Below are 18650 nucleotides of genomic sequence, written 5' to 3'. Positions count from 1 at the left end.
AGCAGGGAGGTACATCTTTGGCGCTCCGTATTGAGAGGAGCCGCTTACCTATACTTCTGGCGCAAGCCGGAATGACACAAGCCCAACTAGCCCGACGACTCAAGCTTTCAGATTCCTTTATTCACAAAGTCATCAAGGGAGAACGGCAACTATCTTTGACCAAATCAAAGGAAGCTGCAATAATCTTTGATTGTAGTATAGATGATTTGTATGAATGGGTAGATGAAGCAGGTAAGCGGTGGTGAGCAAACTATGCTCTCTCTCCAACGGACGTTTTGACCTTATAGGGTTAAATAGTTTACAATTACTGTAAACTAAATGAGTGAGGCTATTAATATGAAAAGAAGAAAAGTGAATGGAGAATTAGGCGAGCTATTATTGGCTCTGTTTTTTTTCATTTATATTTTTGGTGGTTTATACCTAACTCTGATTATCTATCTAGAATTATTAACGGGTAATTAAATGTTACATATTGTATGGTTTTATTTTCCTGTATCTGATAGACTAATTTTGCTATTTAAATCAGATTTAGGGGGCACCACGTTGTTTAAAAAAAGTTTCGGGTTATTACTGGTTGTTGCTATGTTGTTGGTTTTTGGGTCTGCTTGTTCAAGTGAACCGTCTGTGAAATCGGATGATGTAGTGTCCAAATTTAAGGAAGCGGGATTAGAAGCAGAGAACCCAGCGGATATCGTTTCTGAAGATATGGGCCTTGCTCCAATGAAATTTAAGGAAGGTAAGCGTATCTTTTTACCTTCACTGGGAGAGAAGTCAGCAGGACGCATATTTATTTTTGAAAAGCAGAAGGATTTAGAAGAGCTCAAAAAACATTATGATGAACTCGGCAAGACATCTGCCATGTTTTTTTCTCACACGGCCGCTAAGGGTGATGTATTAATAATGATGCCAGGCAAAATGGAAAAATCCAATTTTGAAAAATACAAAAAAGTCATTGATAGTTTGTAAAATTTAGAACTAATAGATGCTGGCTCTTACTGAATAAAAAGAAACCCCCGGCCATTGGCACGGGGGTTTGATGTATTTAGGTTGTCTCTACCTTTGCTATATCTGTGGTTATCTCTAAGGTAGTCTTGGGCGCAATGGTCTTGTTATGCTCCATCCATGCGGCCTCGATCACGCCACGCAGCTTTTTACTGTCCACGTTTATCCCTCGCTGCCGTAGCTCCTGGGCGGCGTAATCCATCGCCTCATCAAGCTTGGCTACACCCTTCGGGATGGCATATTTTTCGGCGTAGGCCATCGCTTCCCGGGCGATCCGGCCAATTACCTCCTGTTGCGCGGCGCTGGTACGCGCCTGTAGCCAGTTGATAGCGAGGGTCTTGCCTGCGGTAATCGCCACGGTTAAAACGCTCACCAAGGCGGTCACTAGTGCAAGCACAAGAGGCGTTAGAATCTCTGTTATCTGTTCTGACATCTGCATCCCTCCTATAATATAGTTGGAAAATTGTTCTAAAAAATGTATGATGTAAAAATATTAAATTGTAAAGGGGATTGATTATATGAAAGAAATCGTATATTTGGATACTTCTTTTTTGCACTCTTTCATGGCTCAAGTGAACCAAGGACTTCCAGTAAATTTTACTAGAGAAATAACGGACCAACAAACATCGACCACCACAGACATGAAACAGGAAGAATCTACTCATGATGTGAGTGGAAAGTTCTCCACAGGGAGTGTTAATATCCCTTTCCTTTTCGTTACTCCTTCTGGAGAGGTAACTTATAAATATACTAATAAACAGAAAATAGATGAGTCTTATAGCTTAAGCCAATTAGATATCGGAAAAGAAATTATCTCAACGCAACTGCATGATAATGCTCTTAATGACTTTGAGTCATATATTGATTCAAGGCCAGATATGCTTTGTTGCACAGACGGTGAATACTCAAAATACAAATTAGGCAAGTATATTAAAATCAAAGCCACATTTAGCATCTTTGATGTATCCTATATCCGTAAAATGGTAAACAAAGATATTATGACAAAACTAATGTCTTTAACCGAGAAGCTAAACGATACTCCGGATGAAAGCCTGACAAATGATCCTGGCATACAAACAGCTTTTGAAGCATTTGATTTTTTTACCAGTTATCTACAAAATGCCTTACCTTCCGAAGTCTGCCTGAAACAAGGAAAATTCTTTTCACCACTGAAGTCCGAATTTTTAAGAAATACATCAGAAGATTTAATTTTTAAATATGGGACAAGTTCAAAAATTGAAATCACGGTGCTTGGAAAATTAACGAGGGAATTTATAGACTTTGATTTAAATATGTTTAAAGAAAACGGGAATTTTAGGGAGCTCTCAACACTTACAAACCAAATGATGGACAGCTTTGTTGATGAAGTCAATTTAATGGAAAAGGGAGACATAATTGTCTCCCCGGTAGCTATTTATTTCGAGTGATATTGCGTTTTTCTGACCGTTCCATCATCTTTTGACGAGCATTACTTATCCGATCTGAGGTTTGCTGATATTTATTATCGAAATCTTGCTTTTTTTCTTCTGTTTCCCGAAAGCCACGGGAAATAAAAGCACCTATAGATTTTCGATTAAACATTTGCATCCCCCCTTTTTGATTTAGTATATCATACACACTAAATTGTATTCATCAGTATATTACCTATATATTAAAACGCTGCCTAAAAATACATTTTGGACAGCGTTTTTATTTGTCTTTTAAAAGAGGCCTATAATTTATCAGCCAAACGTTTGATAAGCAGCGCCGCATAGTCCCCTTTGACCGTCCCCCCCGCGCGGGCATTGGCTGTCCAGTAATCCGGCGAGTCAATTACGCCAGCCTTTTGCAGCTTGCTCAGAGCGTCCTGCAGCGGATCGTTTGCAGGTTCAGCTGCGGGCAGGTCAAACGCTTCCGCCAGACCATCAGCCGTTGCGCGGGCCAATTCGTCCAGGAAATTATCATCTTTGAATAGGGCGGAATCTTTGGCACTGTCCAGGAATCCATATTCAAGCAGCACCGCCGGCATTGTGGTTTCGCGCAGGACGGCAAAGTCTGCTTCTTTCTTTCCACGGTCCCTCAAACCGTACCGTTTGAAAACAGCGGCCACCTTGTCGTGGATTTTAGAACGAACTGCTGCGGTCCGCCCCTTGTCCGCACCCAAATAAACAAACGATTCAAAGCCGGTGCCACCACCTTTGTTAAAGTGGATGGACAGGAAGTAATCAACTCCCTCCTTGTTCGCCTTATTTGCGCGCTCTGAAAGTCCCACGTATTTATCCGCGGTACGCGTGAAACGCACATCTACACGCCCCGAAAGATACTTACCGATCAACTGGGCCATTTTTAGCGTTAGATCCTTCTCTCTTAATCCATTAGCAACCGCGCCCGAATCAGTGCCGCCGTGTCCTGGGTCACATTCGAGTACAATCAGAACCTTTTTCATGGGCTTCCCTCCTTCGAAAATAAAGAGGCTCTCCGACCGCAGCCGGAAAGCCCTATACGTGATATTTATTTACTGAAAAGATAAGTGACAATGATACCAATCGTTACCCCAATCACATACTTGGCAAAGTTCATCCAAGCTGCTTGAGAGCTTGTCCGTTCCTTCGTGCCGGCAACGCGCTCCTTAATGTTCTCCCGGGTCACAAACTGCAGCAGCTCCGCATTGTTGCGCGTAATGTCGCTCAATGTGCTGAAAACCCGCTGCTCGAAACCGTCAAACTTCTTAAGCACCTGATCGACTAGATTATCGGTGCTTTTTAAATTTGCGGCCATTAACTGTACTTGCATATCAGTTTGAATAGAACTTTGTTTAAGAGAATCAAGCTCCGCCCGATATTGAAGGCTTTCCCGGTTCAACCTGTCAATCTGTACCCCGTAGTCCATCGCTTCAGGAGTCATTTGGTCTTCAGCTCCTTCTATATATCATTACCCTTTCTCATGCCCTTCGACATCTGTTTTAGCTGGTGTTGACAAACTTTCTTCTACAGTTTCCGGGTTAATATCCGGACGCTTGGAATATACGTGTGCAAGCGTGCTTTCCTTGTCATCACTTGCCAGGTTGTAACTGTTTACGATGGCTATGATTCCGCCCTCACCGTTGGTGTACCGAGTTATGCAAGCGTTCGCGATAATACGGATTTTAAAATCTGCTAATGCCATGATGTAGCCCTCCTTATGATGTAAAAAAGAGACCTCTGTGAGATCCCTTTCGTTAAACTGCAAATAGTTCGGCAAGCGCAAGCTCGATGTCCGATAGTCGCGATGAAAGTTCTTTATTTTCTGCTTCCAATTCTTCATTACTTTTAGGACCGGGCAGAAGAACTGAATGGCGAACAGATCGGCTATGTTCTATATATTGATCCGTTTCCTTGTCGAATTTAAATAATATGTCCTCTACATTTTCTGAGTCTAGCCTTATGGTCTCAATACGATCGGCTACGCCACTTTCCACAACTGATCCGTTCTCATACTCAACTCTACGATACTCCAGCCCATCTCTTTCATAATAGGTGACGTTCATATGGCCTCCCTCTATACATCTACTTCGAGCAATGGATCTACGGTTACCCTGGCGCCCGTGGCATTTATTACGTTATATTTAATAGCGATACGGAAACTAAATCCGACAGGTAACTCAAGATTTTCAGATCGAAAATAGTTAAAGGCATCTCCAACAGTATTCAAAAAAGCGACAGTGTTATTTGCTACTACAAATGTATCTACCATTAGCTGTTCATCAATGTAAAAATTAATACGGGTGGATTTCTCCGTTGATCCACCCGTTATCTGTAATTTCAGATCCCGAATCCGGCAATTACCCTGATAATTAAAAACATCCACAAAATTCGGATTAGACGCTAAATAAACAGACCCAGAGGGAATTGGTAAAAGCAATTTTTTATTAGCACCCACTCGTTTCCATCCTCCCCCATCCCAAAATTCAAATTTTCCGTTACTCACACGAGTCATAGGAGTATTTTCATCCGTCTGGATTCTTGTCCATTGGCTCCATCCGTTGTTATATCTACGTACAAATATGTCATTGCCCAAATTCCATACATTTGCCATCTGGACAACCCTTCCCATAGCACCCTCGCCAAAAACTAGGACCGTACACCAGTCTCCATTTGGCGTGTTTGCTGATCCGTTGGTAAACATATAGGAGCCCGGGGTTGTACAGGTGTTTGCATCATTGCCCGGCCAATAGCCATAGTTATTCCGAACGTATTTAGAGGCAAGCTGCCCCCCCAAATAGTCAGCAAACACCTTGCCGGCAGCCACCAGAGGCTTCCAATCCGGTGTAAATTCCGCGCCTGCTGTCGTCGCGATCCGGCCAGTGTTAAAAAATTCGATGTTGCCGTAATTGATCCGTATTCCAGCCGCACCAAGGGTAGCGTGCGTATTAGAATACCGGTGCTTGCCGCCCTGGTCTACATAGCAGTTATTGCCCCACACGGTCTGACCGCCGCTGCTTGCGCTCAGGTCGCCCCACATATTGACGGAGAGCTGCTTTCCATTGTTACCCGTCGTGTCCATGACAATTGGACCTCTTACTGTTCCGCCTGTTGCTTTCTCCAAAAAAGCAGAAGGATCTTTCCCCTGCAGCAGATCAGCATCAAGTTTGCTTCCAGCCCCGTCTACCTTCGTGAGCTCCGCTAAAATCTGTTGGCCTGTCATGGTCAAATCAAGACCGGCGATTTGCTGATCGGTGTATTGCTTGATCCGCAGTTCCGCGTCGGATAAATCGTCCTGTGTTGCATAAACCAGAGAATTATTAATAATAGCCGAAACATTAGCAGCTTGGCCCACGAACACTGAAACATCGAAGTTTTTCGCTATTACGTCGCTTCCGTTTGCAGGCGGTATATAATCCGCAGTCTCTCCAGCGTTAGCATACCAGTACAGAATCTCTCCTTCATCAGGATCTAAGGCGTATAAGCCAAGCTCTCTAAAATAAAAGCCATTTGCAACATCTTGATTTGACAAAACAAATCCAATTATTGCTTGTTTAGGAGGATTCATCTTCAATCTACTAACTTCAATGGTCATTTTTGCGCTGATTACTTTTGCTAATGCGGCAATAGATTGCCCGGCTAGTTGTCCGTCACCTAGCACAAATCTTGTATACTTTAGCGGCTTTCCCGCTTGCGCCTTCGCTTGTAAGGAAATACCTTTATTAGTCAATCCGTTGCCCCCGAATGTGGACACAAAACCACCTACTTGATTGATATTTTTTCGCTAACAAGAATCACTGCTCCATAATAGAGCGATAGGTTTTCAGTCTGAGAGATAATCACCCGTTCAAGCTTGGCACTGAGTCGCTTAACGGATTCAACCGCTCTGTAAAACTCCTGTGCCCGCGCCTGGGTCACTTCGGGGTTGTTCGTTATCACTTGAAAGCGGAACGGCTGCCCGCCGTACTCGAACCATTCCTCGACGCGACCCTCGCCGAATAATGCCGTGATCAGCTCTTCCACCGCCGATGGAGTGCCCTTTCGCTTGTGCCAGGATATTGCGTTCTTGACCAGTTCACGCTTTTGTTCAATCGGTAGATTCGGGTCGTAGAAATCAATATGAAACTGCCAAGCAAGTTCGTCCGCTTCTTCATTGCTTAAGATATCCAGCCGGTCCAGAATGGATAATTCACGTATCCGCGCACTTATCACCTGCAGCTCACTGTCAAGCGCCAGAGCAGCCGCATGTACTGACTCGTCACGCCTTAGATTTGGCGGTAAGAGATCAAGGAGGCTGACGTGCTGTATATCAATCATCTGACAGCCCCCCATATGTGACAGAAACCTGAGCATCCTGGGCGACTTTCAATGTCGTCAACTCCGTATATGTTGGGCTAACCACATTGACCCTGAGTGCTCCAGCAGCCATAACGCGCGAGATTAATACTGACGGGTTGATATCCCGGCCAAGCTTCGATTTTTGCCATACCCGGTAATCATCCACCGCATTCATGACGGCCGTCTGAATATGGCTAGAGTCAGCCGCACGGCTCTGAGATACCCAGTAAGTTAGCTCAATGTTATAGCTCACGGTCTCTGGCTCTACAACTGTCACATGGTCTGTTAATGGTCTAACCCGTCGATCATTAACGGCCTCCTTGACTGCATCCAGGACTTCCTGTGTTGGCAACTCGCCGCCTGCCAGGAGGGGAATCACTGTAACACGCCCTTCTAACGGCGAATCAACGCCGACGTCAATAATCGCGGAGCTTGCGGACTTGGCCCAAAACTCGTATGCACCCTCCGGACCTGCGGTTGAGAAGGATTCCGGCGCGGCGCGAATGCGCTCACGAAACGAATCATCGGACTCCGCCTCTGCTCCGCCTGCGCTCTCCGTCAAGTTGGTCACGGCCTGCACAAAGGGCAGCGGATCAATCAGGACATTGAGCTGCCCGGGCAAAAACCCATTGCCAGCAATACCAGGCAGAGAGCAGAGAGCGGTTACTGTCGTGCTCACTTGCGCGGACTTGATCTCTGCGACCTCCTGAGTTGTAAAAAATAATGATCCGCCCCCGCCTTGAGGCCCTATCCGGGTCCCGGCTGGAATGATGGTTGCCGATGTCAGCGGTGTAGACAGTGTTATTTTAATCGTTGTACGGGCTGCCGCTGCGGGCAGGTCAGTCACTCCTACCATAGCCCCCATGTGCTGCAAAACAGGCCGGGAAGCATAACGTAGATAATTTTGCTTGGCCGTCTGGTTTATCAGCACCCGCTGCTGCACAATGATATTCCCCAGCGTATTTAAAAAGAGGCGCCTGGGATCGCCCGGCATAAGCTGGCTCTCAGTAAGCGCCTCGTACATGGCTATTATGTTGTTGACCGTTGCGGTGGGGTCGTCATCTACAAACTTTAAATCTGGTAAATCGTAGAGGCTCATGTGCTGCCCTCCTTTATGGTGTAACGTATTACCGGCACCAGGCGGCCGGCTGAAGCATCTTCAAAAAATGTAACCTCTTCTATCTGTGTCCGGGGCTCCTGCACTGTAAGGGAGCTAATGATAAGCCCTGTCAGCCTTGCCTTTGCAATGGGGATAGGCTCGTCCAGGACCTCCGTCGGAATTCCAATGTCCCGCGCAAACGGTGCTGACCCCGCAGGCGTGGAAAGAATGGTCCGAATATTTTGTTCGACCTCTTCGGCCAGGGTCGGCGCGAAGTTTATAGGGGGCTCCTGCCACATATCAACCGTGAAAATCATACGTATTCCTCCAGTGATATATTTACCGAGGCTTTTAATACGTTTCCTTGATTGTCTATAATTTCCCACGGCTGCTCGATTGAGGTTATTATCCATAGACCCACGCCTACCCCTTTGCCGCCTATGGTCAGGGCCATCGCCTTTCCGTCTCGCTCCAGCCCCACAAGCCTATCCATTTCCTTGCGGGGATTGATACCATACCGCACATCAAAGCGCATGGTGAACGAGATCGTATCCAGCCCCGGCCCGATGCGTTGAGACTTAGGTTTTTTACTAAGGATGTCATGCTTGGCCCACCGTCCTGCGATGCTGCGTTTAAAATCATCAAATGTTCGAATGGTCTCTGCATTCGCCACGAAGACCATTTCACCTAACGATCCGATCATAAGACGGTTCCTCCCCTGGTAATGCTGCCGGTTACTTCTAAGTCGCCCTCGATCCGGACGCGCCCGTTCGCTTTAACTTGCAGCACGCTGGAAGACCGATCATAGTAGACGTAACTACCGTCCTCAAACCAGGTTCCGCGCTGATCTGAATTCCCTGGGGGCATCTTGTCTTTGGTATAAAAGGTTCCCAAACAATACCCCGTTGAACGGCCATTCCCTGGAAACACACATAGCACCCGCTCACCAGGAGCAGGAAGGGCAGCACCGGATGACCAACCTCCATGTAAAGATAGGACAGGCAACTCATCCGATACGAGATCATCCTGATCGGTAAATATCACCCGAACAGATCCGGAGGTTTCATTGACAGAAGAAACGATTCCAGATTTAATCAAATTTTTTATTACGTTCACGCTACCACCCCAGTACTTTCCGAATCTCGATATCAGTTGTAAATCCACTGCTACCGACTTTATGGCCGGCACTCTCAACCAAGTATTTTCCGTCAAAACGATAGAATCCCGTGATAGTAATAGTTGTGCCCGCAGCAAGACGAATGTCTCCTGCTAAAGATAAACTTGCCCGGCCCACTTCCTTGTTTTTGTCTCGGAGGCTCTTTTCGGCCAATCGCAACGCTTCCGCTTGGCCCTTAACCTCTTCGTTAATTTTAAGAACGGGTCCAGAAGCAGGGGCGCCCGGCGGAACAAATGTTGTTTTGATAGGCTTGTCGCTTTTGCCGCTTGTGTATGAGACCTCACAAGCTCTATATGCAGCATTGGTTATGCTCCAAGAAAATTTATAGCTAATCAAATCTGAAATGCCTGGCTTGATTGTCAATACTGATGCCTTCCGCTCATATTCTCTCTCGTCAAAAAGCACGAGCTGCCCAGCGGAAACCTTAATCGCAATGCCTTCTTTTGTGGCTGTATCATTTAAAAATGCGAGGTCCGCCTGCTCAGTTTGGTCAAGACGTTCATAGGTCGGATTGAAAGGTGCCGAATACAGCAGCTTCAGATTCGCTTTTTTGGCTATATCCGCTGCTATTGTCTTGAGAGTCACCTTTTCCCACGCCTTGCTCCGTTTCTCTTGGCGGATGTTTGACCCCACCGGGAGAGATACGGCTTTAATACTAACGGTATCCGGGGGTCCGGAGAATTCAAATGAGTCAACTTCGAATGTACCGCACGGAAGCCGCAGTAACTCACCATCTTTGTTCCAATTTTTTACGAGTATTTCTGCCTTTATCTGGTCCCCCTCAGCAGGTGACCAGGCCCCCTGCCACTTCCTGTCACGGTCCTCCAGGTTTATCTGAAGGTCATCGAGCGAGCCCGGCGCGGCATCGGTGTACGAAAAATCAAGAAGTGATTCCGCTAAAGCTTTTGACACGTTTTTGCCGTTATACTCAATCACCAGTTCAGCTCGGCGTGCATTCAATGCCCCACCTGCTTCCAGGGTGGCAGCGTGTCGGCTGCTTCAGCCGGTCTGTCCGGAACTGTCAGCTGCTCTCCGGCTGAGAAGATCACTGTACCGGTTTGTGCAGGATTGGTACCCATAAGTAGCGTCATAAAACGCTCACTCCCGTAAATTTTAAAGGAGATACCATCCCAGGTATCTCCTTGTATCGTGCTATATATCATGCAAAACTCACCCGCTGTATTTGACGTTTATACTCTTTAAATTCCCGAGAGAAGTCGCTGCGGTTCCTCTCATCCATCTGCTGCAGTGCAGTCTGGTCAGCGTTTCCTTGGATGATAAAGGTGGGTCTGTATATAAAGTCCCCACCTCCAGAAGCCTGTACTGTAGGGGTTGCAGGCGTTTGTCCAAGCATACGCCCGGCAGTCTCATATAGTCCTTGGCTGCGTTTAGAGTTATTGATCGGGATAATGACCTCTTTGTCCCCGCCTTCACCAACCCACGCAATTTCCGGACTACTGACAATGCCGCCGTCCGCATATCCTCCGATGTTCGGAATCTCGGGAATATTAACCCCAAACTTTTCTCCGCCCATGCCCGGTACCCAATCTGGAATTTCAACGCTAATTCCGTTTATCTTTCGGATTGCCTCATTAATGAGGTTGATAACGGCATTAATCGGCGCGGCCAGAATTGAGCCTAATGAGGAAAAAATTCCGCTGAAGATGTCCCGGACTCCTTGCCACGCTTTACTCCAATTCCCACTAAATACGCCGGTTACAAAGTCGATTACGCCGCCTATGGTTGTCAGCAGACCACTAATAACGCCGCCTATGGCACTGACAGCGGCCATGACAACGGCCTTGATCGCTGGAAATGCTACCTGGAAGGCAATAAAGAGAGCGTCCAAAATAGGCTTCACAAAGTTGAATATAGCCGTGAATGCCTGTCCGATGGATGTCGCTATACCTGAAATCTTAGTTAATAAACTCGAAATGATACTCATGAGTTTTGGGAAAACTTGAGTTGATAGAAAATTAAATATTTGAGAGATTACCGGCCAAATCTTGCCCGTAAGGTAAGTGACAACCGGTATAAGCGCCTGTACTATTTTTGAGGCAGCATTAAAAAAAGTGACTCCGATTTTAGCAACCACCGGAACCACCTGTTTAATGACGCTGCCGATTGAGCCAAAAATGCTTTGCACATGCGGCAGTATGGTCTTCCATCCCTCGATTAGCTGATCCTTAAAACCGGTCATTTGCTCAAAAACGTTGCGCACTTTTATGGCAATCGCTTCAGCATCACCGTCGCTCATCCCCAGAGCCTTAGCATAGTTGACTGTGACGCCCTCCATCTCGCCGTCAAAACCATTTTCGAATAGCCATGCAATATCCCCGCCTATTTGACTGATTACAGGACCAACGGTGCTTCCAATCTTAGCAAACCCGTTTTGAATGGCTGGAATGGCTTTCGAAGCGAAGCCGCTGAACTTTTGCATGGCCGGAATTGCAAAATCGCCAATTGGAAGGACAAAACCGGTCAGCAACTGCCGACCTATCTGCTTGAATCCCTCGCCCACAGAGTTAAACTTGATCTTAGACATTTCGCCCATTGTGTCCTTGCTCATGTCAAATTGACTTCGAGCAGTGCCCATTGCTGCAACAACGTCTTTTTCCAAGTCTTCAAATTGCGTACCAAAGAGGCCCACACCAACTGCATTTTTTTTCACAGGATCTTTGATGCTCGAAATGGCGGCGACGACTTTTTTGAATGAAGCCTGAGCCTCTGGTCCGCCTTTCGCGAAGATTTGGGACATCTTAGCCCCATCCATACCTAGCGCTTTAAAAGCTTCCCCTGAAGACTTGCTGCCGTCCTTCGATCGGATGTTAAATTCTTTTACAGCGTCCGTATTGTTCATACAGGCGCGCTAAGCCTGCACCGCTTTTAAGCTGCTGCATGTTTCCGTGCAGACCAGACTATATCTTCATCCGAGCATAAAAAAAAGAGAGCTTCGGATGCTCCCCGTTTCGAGCGCCTATCGCTTGCGCCCTACGCCTTGCGGCTAGTCGTTGAAGGTTCTGATTGCTGAGTAAGTTCGTCCCATAGAGCAGTCAAAATCACATCATCTGTCTCGCCCTTTCTAAAAACCTTATATCCCGCAGTTTGCTTATACTTACCTACGAGACATTTATACATACTAGAGTATGTTATCTGTTTCCCTGTGATTTTTTCCAAGCCATGCTTAAGTTCGTACCAGGAATCGAATTTTAATACCCTACCATTGCATATTTCTTTGGCGAAACAAAGGACAGACTTAGCATTTGGATGTGAGTTGCCTTGTCTATGATCTTGAAGTTCAATAGGCTCAGTAATTCTCATCTGATATTTACGCTTTATATCACAATAAATTAACGGATCGGTTACGTCTTCCCGATAAAAAATGAAGCCTTTATAGCTTCTATACCCCACATCGCCGCGCATTATTCCGAGAATTGAACTACGATTGAGTTTTATCCCTCTGTCTTGGAATGACATTCGCATTTCAAAGAAACTAGCAAAATGCTCAATCGCTCCAGTTTTGCATTCAAGAGAAAAGCATTCCTTGAGATTTGATGCAGGGTTCCTAGTACCCGCAAATCTGCCTTTGTTAGAAATGCTTATTTTCTCTTTACTTTCTATGGAGTGCGTTTTGCCATACAATGGGTGTTTTTCCCCTTGGATAAGATAGCCTTTTCTATACTTAGGGTTTCGATCCCCCACCCATGCTTTTTGTTCTTTCTTTACTCTGCTCATTTTCATCCGAAGACTTTTAGGGACGTTCATACCATTTGTCCCTTCACCGCCCAAGGTTGCATTATATCCATGACCGTCCTTAGCATGAGCAAATGAATTGTAAAAATGAATATAGTGAATCTCTTTTTTAACTGCTTCTCCGTGAGATTCGGCTACATCAATTTTCTCAATCGAAAAACTTTCTTTCCCATATTTGCGAATGGCTTTGCATAGGTACCTGGAACTTCCTCTTTCAGACTCATTCAAATGTTTCAATAGTCGCTTTTTATATCCAATGGATGTATATCCTACGTATCGTTTCCCGTTAATTTTATTAGTGATGACATAAATATCGAACATGGAATTATGCCCCTCTCAGCATTCAGCTTCCCTGCTGATTATCTTGTTTATCATAGTGTACCAAATAAATTCTTTGACGGCATCACCTATGATCAACTTAAGACGTCCCAGCAATAAGAGGAGTTTATAGTGAGCCGAATAACCCACTTTATCTAAATTAAATGCCCCTGTTTCCAAACCTGCACTAAATGTATCGAACATCTGATTAGCAGAAAAGCCGAGTGATTGAAAATGAGGTGAATACTCATTCGCCGAATCAAGAAGCTCACCAGACTTGTCTAATCCTTTTTGGGCTCCTTGAGCCAGCAGATTAAACGCTTGATCATTTGTCACTCCGAAATTTTTAACCATTGTATCAGCAGTTTTTACAGATGCAGCTATATCCTCTCCAAACACGTCCCGATACATAACTGCATTTTTAGTGCTACTCTCCAGCGCCGCACCCTGCTCACCGGTGACCTGCTTAGCCTTACTCATGGATTCGGCCAGATCGTTCCAATCTTCCCCAAGCCCCTGGTTATATAGGTTTTTGCTTGCTGCTTTAAGCTCAGCCATCTCTGCGGCGCTCGCACCGGTGGACATCTGGACTTTGGTCATCGCACTGTCAAATCCACCGATAGCGCCCGTCATGCCGGATATAGCCCCGGATGCTCCCTGCACCAAAACAAACGCGCCAGCAGCAGCACCAACCGTTTTGAGCGTGCCGTTTAAGCCCTGCATCTCCTTATCAAGTTTGGAAACTTGAGATTGGGTCGATTTAGCTTCCTTCTGCATCTTGTCAAATCCGCCGTCTGGGGGCTTTTCTTTTCTGAGATCCTTCATATTTTTTTGAAGCACCTCGACGGCTTTTGAAGCATTGCCAAATGTCTTCGAAAATGTGGCCTGTAGCTGCGCCCCAAGCTTAAACGCTATTTCATATTCCTTCGCCAATCACTTCACCCCTCGCGCTTCCTGAATCGGTTCGGCCCAGTCCAAAAGCTCCGCAATCGGGAGGTTGAGCCAATACGGAATAGGCGTTTTGGTCGCAATCGAAAAAGAGGCGACCAACTTACGTAAGGTCCCCCCCCCATCGTTTACGATCCCTAAGCGAGCAAAAAAGTTGAAGCCCTCAACGTGACCTTAGAAAAGTCTTTCGCTGGGAGTGCTTGAATCAACTCAACCGGAACAGCAGCTGCGCGTGCTGTTACAACCGCTTGATATGCCTGCGATATTTGCTTCATCGGCACATATTCAGAAGCGCCCGTAATTAATTGCATTTGTCGTTCACATGAAAGCAGATCATTACCAGTAAGCTTTTCAAAATCGAGGGTTAGTTCTGTATACTCATTTCCCTCGAAAGTAAAAGGCCGACTAAGCTTGTAAATCCGCTCATCGGCCTCTTCAACATTATTTTGTTCATTTTTCATTTTCACTCATTCTCCTTTTTAAAGCCCGAGTTGTTCCCGGACCTGTTTTAATCTGTCCACGCCATTTACGATGAATATATAGTTGAATTTGTCCAACTCCAGCATTACCTTTTCCCCAACGGATATTTTCATATAAACGACTTCAAACTCCGTGGAGCCATCCATCGGCGCGCCGACTTCCAGACTGCCAAGCTCTGCCGTCTTCGGGATGGCGCGCACAGTAATCTTCGCACCTTCCGTCGCATATACGCCCGTAGCAGTGTTATACGATTGCTGTGAGGCCCGGAAGTCAAGCGCATGGGCTTCCGGCGCAAGCAGTTCCAGCGCCGCCGGGTCCATCGTGCTCCAAGTAAGGGAGCACGTCATAGAGCCAAACTGCCCGATGGTGGGACTTTCGACCTCACCGGCGATTCCAGCTCCCTTGATTGTCTCCGACATGTATTCCAAGCTTGGAAGTTCGACGGTTGCGACGCCCAAGTATTGGCTGCCGTTACGATAGACCGTATAACCTACGATCTTATCTCTTATTTTTTTAGACAACGTCTATCCCTCCTTATGCGGCTATCGCGCCCAGGTACTGAGCGTCATATTCGACTGCAAATTCGATTTCTTGTGCCGGGCTCGGCGGCGTGACGTAAATGTGAAATTTAAGCTTACCGTCCATCATGCTTTCCACCGGATTTTCCGCAGCCAAGAACTCAACACGCCCACCGAGAATGTACCCGCTCGCCTGCAAGCCGTTGAACCAAATGTTCAACGAGTCCGTCACTGTTTCGATCATCCGCTTGTTTGCAGGATCGTCCACGTACTTCCAATACGTGAGAATGACCGTGTTTTGAATCCAATCAAACATCCTGCGCACCGCAATAAAAGCATTCTGCGGGTCAATGACCTCCGGGAAGGCAGCTGTTCGGTTGCCCCAGGTTTTCCATCCGCCAACAAAATTTAGTGCGGTACTGATGCCCTGGCTGTTGAGATATGCCGCTTCATCCGGGCCGAGCGCGACTGTAGTTCCGTCGGCCTTAACAGCGCCATCCACCTGAATCGTTTTGTTGGATGGTGACCGATACGGAACACCCTCTTTTTCTGCATCCGTCTGGCAGATAGCTCCCGCCAGATGCGTTGAATAGTGATACACGCGGCCACCTTTTGTGACCTTGGGAAAGGCATTGATTTGCCGCTCGGACGTGTATAGGTTATCTCGTTTCCATGCGGCCAGCTCCGTATATTGCAGAGATGCCGGTAGATCCGTGAGCGCTGTTGCCTTGAAATGACCGTTGATTCCCTCGGCCTTAGCTTTAAGCACAGTGCCGACTGTAGGGTCATGAGAAAATCCCGGAGCCAGTAGTAACCCAGGAACTGCCTGAAAACGTGGGAACACCTGCTTGATAAGCTCCAGACCCGTAACTGCGCCCGTAGCCGGATCGGTGCCGCCAATGATATCCATCGTCGTCACAGCAGCGCCGTTTAGCATGTCGTATCCTACCAGTAGCGTCGGCGTTGCATTGGTAATCCCGCCCCCAGGTTTGACGGCTAGTATAAGCTTGCCGATCTTGTCATAGGTCAGCGTATAATCTTTATCGCGCTTGTATGTTGTCGCACCGTCCTGAGACTGCACAATCACGCTGTTTTTGATGATCCCGCTAGCCGGTAGGGTAGCCAAGCCGGTATTCAATGTGATCGCGCTTGGAGTGACAGAAGTTTTGTGTGTCTCCGGGTCCAAAACGTTGATAAAAACGGCCGGGCCCTGCTTGTAAAGCTTATAGTGCGAATACATCGCCTCGCAGAGAGTAAAGGCCCCCCAATCATCCGAGTAGCCGAGAGCATCGCAAGCTTCCTCCCAACTCTTGCAGAGAATCGGGACGTTTACGGGCGCGGCCGCCAGCTTGCTCAGATGCACCGGCGCGGTGCCAAAAACTACCGGGATGGTAGCAATTGGTGAGATTGCCGAGATAACCGACGCCGGGACCTCCCGGGTATGAATTCCGTGGCGTTCTGCCATTTTTGTCTACACTCCTTTCGCGAATCTGTTTTCTACGGCCGTGTAGGCCGCGTTAAGGTATGATCCCTGTCGTTTGGCCTCAATAGCCATGAGACTGAAATCTTTAATAGGAACAAATAAAGCGTCCAGATCCGGGACGCTTGTCAGGTAATCTTTGATATGTGTGGGCTTCCCGCCACGATAGGACGCGTATTTTGTGAGTCCGATCGGCAAGTCTGGACCGATATAAATCCATAATTCTTCTATTTTTGATTGTTCGGCTGCCATTTTCGCAGGTATTACCGTTTCGTCCGAAGGAATCTCCATTCTCTCGCTTTCCTGCAGGTTTCTGTCCTTTTTACTCATATCGCACCTCCCTGAGAACCGTTGGGACGGTCCACGTTGTTATAATCTCCCCGAACCACTCGGGGTAAGGTTGTTCTTCGAACAGCGTCCATTTCAGCGGTCGCTGCAGTTCAAATTTATCCCCGACGATCTCCGTCCGGAGCAACGCTTGCCGGATCGTTTCTTTCAGATGCAAAATATCCATATAGGCGTTTCCGTCTTGTGACTTAACGCCGAGAAGAAACTTCACTTGAACGCTCCCGCTCTCCATCCGGTCCTCGCCGTCCATTACCCGGATGATGACATATGGAAATTCGCTATCGGGAATGCGTGGGGGCTTACTCGGAGATATTTCCCCCTTCGGCGCCTCCTTGATCGGCAGCCAGCCAAGATGAATATTTACTTTTTTGGCAGGCTCCCCGAACTGTAAATGATCCGTTGCCCTCTCAACAAACTTCTTCAGCTCGTGAAGTAAAAGCGCACTCAAGTAATCACCTTCCTAACACACGGTTGAGCTCGTGATTCATTCTTTCCGAGATTCGGCGGATAGCTTCGTCCTCCAGATGTTCCCGAACCCCATCGCTGCCGAGCATGACTGGCACGGCCGGGCCGTATAGTTCTTTGATCGGCAGTCTCTGCTTTCCGACCCTCGTTACAACGCCAACATGGCCACCTAGTTGGGCTACAAAAGCACCAGAAACGGGCTTCTTTTTGCCTTTCTTAACCGCAGCCTTTAGCACCTTTGGCTGCTCGGACTGTGGGCTATTTGGTGTCGTTTTAAAACGGATCAATGGGATATTCGACCCCTTCGAAGACAAACGAAGGCCCATATCACCCAACCGGGTGACTTTAATGGTCTGCGTGACGTCTTTGGCCTTGATCGTGTACGTTTCCCGGATCTTTCGCCCGGCCTCCGTCTTGACGCCCTGGCCCGCCCGTGTAAGTGCAGCGCGTACAGCCTTTGGCGCCAACCGCTGAATGTCCTCGATGGCTTTTTGAGCAGCCTGCATATCTCCGTCAATCTCAATCATCGACGTTTGTCTCCAGGATGATTTTGATAATGCCAGCCACCGGCACGCCCTGAAGATCCCTCTCGGTTGCTTCAACTGATACGGCTGTAACCACGTATGGCAGTCCGTCAAAATTACCTGTTTGTCCTACTGGCGGAATGTATTTCAGCTCGATCAGGTCAACATGAATCGTTTTTTGATGCAAAGAAACCCCTTCTGCATAAGGAAGAGGTTTGCCATCACGCGCATCATTTTCTACGATCATCCAAAGGGCACGGTCATCCAGGACATGTACCTCGGCAAATTCGTCCTGGTTCATAAACACGCGAATGTCGGCGGCCATTCTGTCCTTAAACCTAGACATTTAAATCATCCGCCTGGATCTTGAACCACTCATTATATTGCTTGACCCTTTCCGCTTCCTTAGATGCAGGCTCGATGCCGATGGACTCCAGAGTTTCCTTCTGACCATCGGGTTTCAACGCGGAAAATTCGTCAGGGGACATGATATCGAGTCCAACGGGATCGTTATCGGCACCAGCATTGTCCTGCGTATTTCCCAGGTCTCCGGTCATGATGGCCGCGGCGGCTGCCTTGGCTCCATCGAGTTCGTCTGACGTTACGACTTCCCCACTCGGGCCATACTGGCAGATGCCCGCTTCGATTAGCTGCTGCACTTCTTCTTTCGAAAGACCCGGAACCGTTTCGCCCGGTCGATAAACTTTATTCCCGTCATCGACTCGACCGTATTTTACTATTACGTTCATATGATGGCCTCC

At 47.2% G+C, this 18650-nt stretch carries 28 protein-coding genes; 3 read left to right on the top strand and 25 right to left on the bottom strand.

Annotation, left to right across the window (positions count from 1 at the left end):
• Positions 1-17: 17 nt before the first annotated feature.
• Both AR333_RS13125 and AR333_RS13120 read left to right on the top strand, forming a co-directional pair.
• Positions 18-245 carry a helix-turn-helix transcriptional regulator gene (locus tag AR333_RS13125; protein WP_068775793.1) on the top strand — a complete coding sequence of 76 codons (228 nt, stop codon included), beginning with the start codon at positions 18-20 and terminating at the stop codon, positions 243-245.
• 298 nt (positions 246-543) lie between these two features.
• Positions 544-966 carry a hypothetical protein gene (locus AR333_RS13120; protein ID WP_068775792.1) on the top strand — a complete coding sequence of 141 codons (423 nt, stop codon included), beginning with the start codon at positions 544-546 and terminating at the stop codon, positions 964-966.
• A gap of 76 nt (positions 967-1042) precedes the next feature.
• Here the strand turns inward: AR333_RS13120 and AR333_RS13115 are convergent, their stop codons facing one another.
• The gene (locus AR333_RS13115) at positions 1043-1435 is read right to left on the bottom strand and encodes a phage holin, LLH family (protein ID WP_068775791.1); all 393 of its coding nucleotides are present in this window, start codon (positions 1433-1435) and stop codon (positions 1043-1045) included.
• Positions 1436-1520: 85 nt separating this feature from the next.
• On the opposite strand from AR333_RS13115, the gene AR333_RS13110 reads away from it, so the two are divergent.
• A complete protein-coding gene (locus tag AR333_RS13110) occupies positions 1521-2429 on the top strand; it encodes a hypothetical protein (RefSeq protein ID WP_068775790.1) in 909 nt (302 codons plus the stop codon).
• On the opposite strand, the gene AR333_RS24635 is transcribed toward AR333_RS13110, so the two are convergent.
• The 24 genes from AR333_RS24635 to AR333_RS12995 form a co-directional block, all read right to left on the bottom strand.
• The gene (locus AR333_RS24635) at positions 2413-2583 is read right to left on the bottom strand and encodes a hypothetical protein (protein ID WP_156430902.1); all 171 of its coding nucleotides are present in this window, start codon (positions 2581-2583) and stop codon (positions 2413-2415) included. The genes AR333_RS13110 and AR333_RS24635 overlap by 17 nt on opposite strands.
• A gap of 130 nt (positions 2584-2713) precedes the next feature.
• Positions 2714-3427 carry an N-acetylmuramoyl-L-alanine amidase gene (locus AR333_RS13105; protein WP_084783641.1) on the bottom strand — a complete coding sequence of 238 codons (714 nt, stop codon included), beginning with the start codon at positions 3425-3427 and terminating at the stop codon, positions 2714-2716.
• A 65-nt stretch (positions 3428-3492) separates the two neighbouring features.
• Positions 3493-3885, bottom strand: a complete 393-nt coding sequence (locus tag AR333_RS13100) for a hypothetical protein (protein WP_068775789.1) — start codon at positions 3883-3885, stop codon at positions 3493-3495.
• Between the two features lie 27 nt (positions 3886-3912).
• On the bottom strand, positions 3913-4146 hold the full coding sequence (locus AR333_RS13095) for a hypothetical protein (RefSeq protein ID WP_068775788.1): 234 nt from the start codon (positions 4144-4146) through the stop codon (positions 3913-3915).
• Between the two features lie 52 nt (positions 4147-4198).
• Positions 4199-4507, bottom strand: a complete 309-nt coding sequence (locus AR333_RS13090) for a hypothetical protein (protein ID WP_068775787.1) — start codon at positions 4505-4507, stop codon at positions 4199-4201.
• 11 nt (positions 4508-4518) lie between these two features.
• Positions 4519-6171, bottom strand: a complete 1653-nt coding sequence (locus tag AR333_RS13085) for a phage tail protein (RefSeq protein WP_068775786.1) — start codon at positions 6169-6171, stop codon at positions 4519-4521.
• Between the two features lie 32 nt (positions 6172-6203).
• The gene (locus AR333_RS13080; protein WP_068775785.1) at positions 6204-6758 is read right to left on the bottom strand and encodes a phage tail protein I; all 555 of its coding nucleotides are present in this window, start codon (positions 6756-6758) and stop codon (positions 6204-6206) included.
• Positions 6751-7878, bottom strand: coding sequence for a baseplate J/gp47 family protein (locus tag AR333_RS13075; RefSeq protein ID WP_068775784.1), 1128 nt, complete (start codon positions 7876-7878; stop codon positions 6751-6753). The genes AR333_RS13080 and AR333_RS13075 overlap by 8 nt, the downstream gene beginning before the upstream one ends.
• Positions 7875-8195 (bottom strand): GPW/gp25 family protein, encoded by a 321-nt coding sequence (locus tag AR333_RS13070; RefSeq protein WP_068775783.1) that lies wholly within the window; start codon positions 8193-8195, stop codon positions 7875-7877. Before AR333_RS13070 ends, AR333_RS13075 begins: the two co-directional genes overlap by 4 nt.
• Complete coding sequence (locus AR333_RS13065) at positions 8192-8581, bottom strand: phage tail protein (protein WP_068775782.1); 390 nt, start codon at positions 8579-8581, stop codon at positions 8192-8194. Before AR333_RS13065 ends, AR333_RS13070 begins: the two co-directional genes overlap by 4 nt.
• Complete coding sequence (locus AR333_RS13060) at positions 8578-8994, bottom strand: phage baseplate assembly protein V (RefSeq protein WP_253735828.1); 417 nt, start codon at positions 8992-8994, stop codon at positions 8578-8580. Before AR333_RS13060 ends, AR333_RS13065 begins: the two co-directional genes overlap by 4 nt.
• 1 nt (position 8995) lies before the next feature.
• Positions 8996-10015 carry a phage late control D family protein gene (locus AR333_RS13055; RefSeq protein ID WP_068775781.1) on the bottom strand — a complete coding sequence of 340 codons (1020 nt, stop codon included), beginning with the start codon at positions 10013-10015 and terminating at the stop codon, positions 8996-8998.
• Complete coding sequence (locus tag AR333_RS25615) at positions 10012-10146, bottom strand: hypothetical protein (RefSeq protein ID WP_301336121.1); 135 nt, start codon at positions 10144-10146, stop codon at positions 10012-10014. Before AR333_RS25615 ends, AR333_RS13055 begins: the two co-directional genes overlap by 4 nt.
• 68 nt (positions 10147-10214) lie before the next feature.
• Positions 10215-11915 (bottom strand): hypothetical protein, encoded by a 1701-nt coding sequence (locus AR333_RS13045; protein WP_068775779.1) that lies wholly within the window; start codon positions 11913-11915, stop codon positions 10215-10217.
• A gap of 131 nt (positions 11916-12046) precedes the next feature.
• Complete coding sequence (locus AR333_RS13040) at positions 12047-13129, bottom strand: GIY-YIG nuclease family protein (RefSeq protein WP_068775778.1); 1083 nt, start codon at positions 13127-13129, stop codon at positions 12047-12049.
• A gap of 15 nt (positions 13130-13144) precedes the next feature.
• Positions 13145-14059, bottom strand: coding sequence for a phage tail tape measure protein (locus tag AR333_RS13035; protein WP_068775777.1), 915 nt, complete (start codon positions 14057-14059; stop codon positions 13145-13147).
• 152 nt (positions 14060-14211) lie between these two features.
• Positions 14212-14535, bottom strand: coding sequence for a phage tail assembly protein (locus tag AR333_RS13030; RefSeq protein ID WP_068775776.1), 324 nt, complete (start codon positions 14533-14535; stop codon positions 14212-14214).
• An 18-nt stretch (positions 14536-14553) separates the two neighbouring features.
• On the bottom strand, positions 14554-15075 hold the full coding sequence (locus AR333_RS13025) for a phage major tail tube protein (RefSeq protein WP_068775775.1): 522 nt from the start codon (positions 15073-15075) through the stop codon (positions 14554-14556).
• 13 nt (positions 15076-15088) lie between these two features.
• Positions 15089-16537: a phage tail protein gene (locus AR333_RS13020; RefSeq protein WP_068775774.1), complete on the bottom strand. Its 1449-nt coding sequence runs from the start codon at positions 16535-16537 to the stop codon at positions 15089-15091.
• Between the two features lie 6 nt (positions 16538-16543).
• Positions 16544-16882 carry a hypothetical protein gene (locus AR333_RS13015; RefSeq protein WP_068775773.1) on the bottom strand — a complete coding sequence of 113 codons (339 nt, stop codon included), beginning with the start codon at positions 16880-16882 and terminating at the stop codon, positions 16544-16546.
• Positions 16875-17348: a hypothetical protein gene (locus tag AR333_RS13010; RefSeq protein WP_068775772.1), complete on the bottom strand. Its 474-nt coding sequence runs from the start codon at positions 17346-17348 to the stop codon at positions 16875-16877. The genes AR333_RS13015 and AR333_RS13010 overlap by 8 nt, the downstream gene beginning before the upstream one ends.
• A gap of 4 nt (positions 17349-17352) precedes the next feature.
• Entirely contained in the window at positions 17353-17892 is a 540-nt protein-coding gene (locus AR333_RS13005) for a phage tail protein (RefSeq protein WP_068775771.1), read from the bottom strand.
• A complete protein-coding gene (locus AR333_RS13000) occupies positions 17885-18235 on the bottom strand; it encodes a hypothetical protein (protein ID WP_068775770.1) in 351 nt (116 codons plus the stop codon). The genes AR333_RS13005 and AR333_RS13000 overlap by 8 nt, the downstream gene beginning before the upstream one ends.
• Positions 18228-18638, bottom strand: a complete 411-nt coding sequence (locus tag AR333_RS12995) for a hypothetical protein (protein ID WP_068775769.1) — start codon at positions 18636-18638, stop codon at positions 18228-18230. The genes AR333_RS13000 and AR333_RS12995 overlap by 8 nt, the downstream gene beginning before the upstream one ends.
• Positions 18639-18650: the final 12 nt, after the last annotated feature.

Source organism: Paenibacillus sp. FJAT-26967, from assembly GCF_001541095.1.
Classification (GTDB): Bacteria; Bacillota; Bacilli; order Paenibacillales; family NBRC-103111; genus Paenibacillus_F.
The sequence above is the reverse complement of the archived record's forward strand: the minus strand, read 5'-3'. Positions and strand labels throughout refer to the sequence as shown.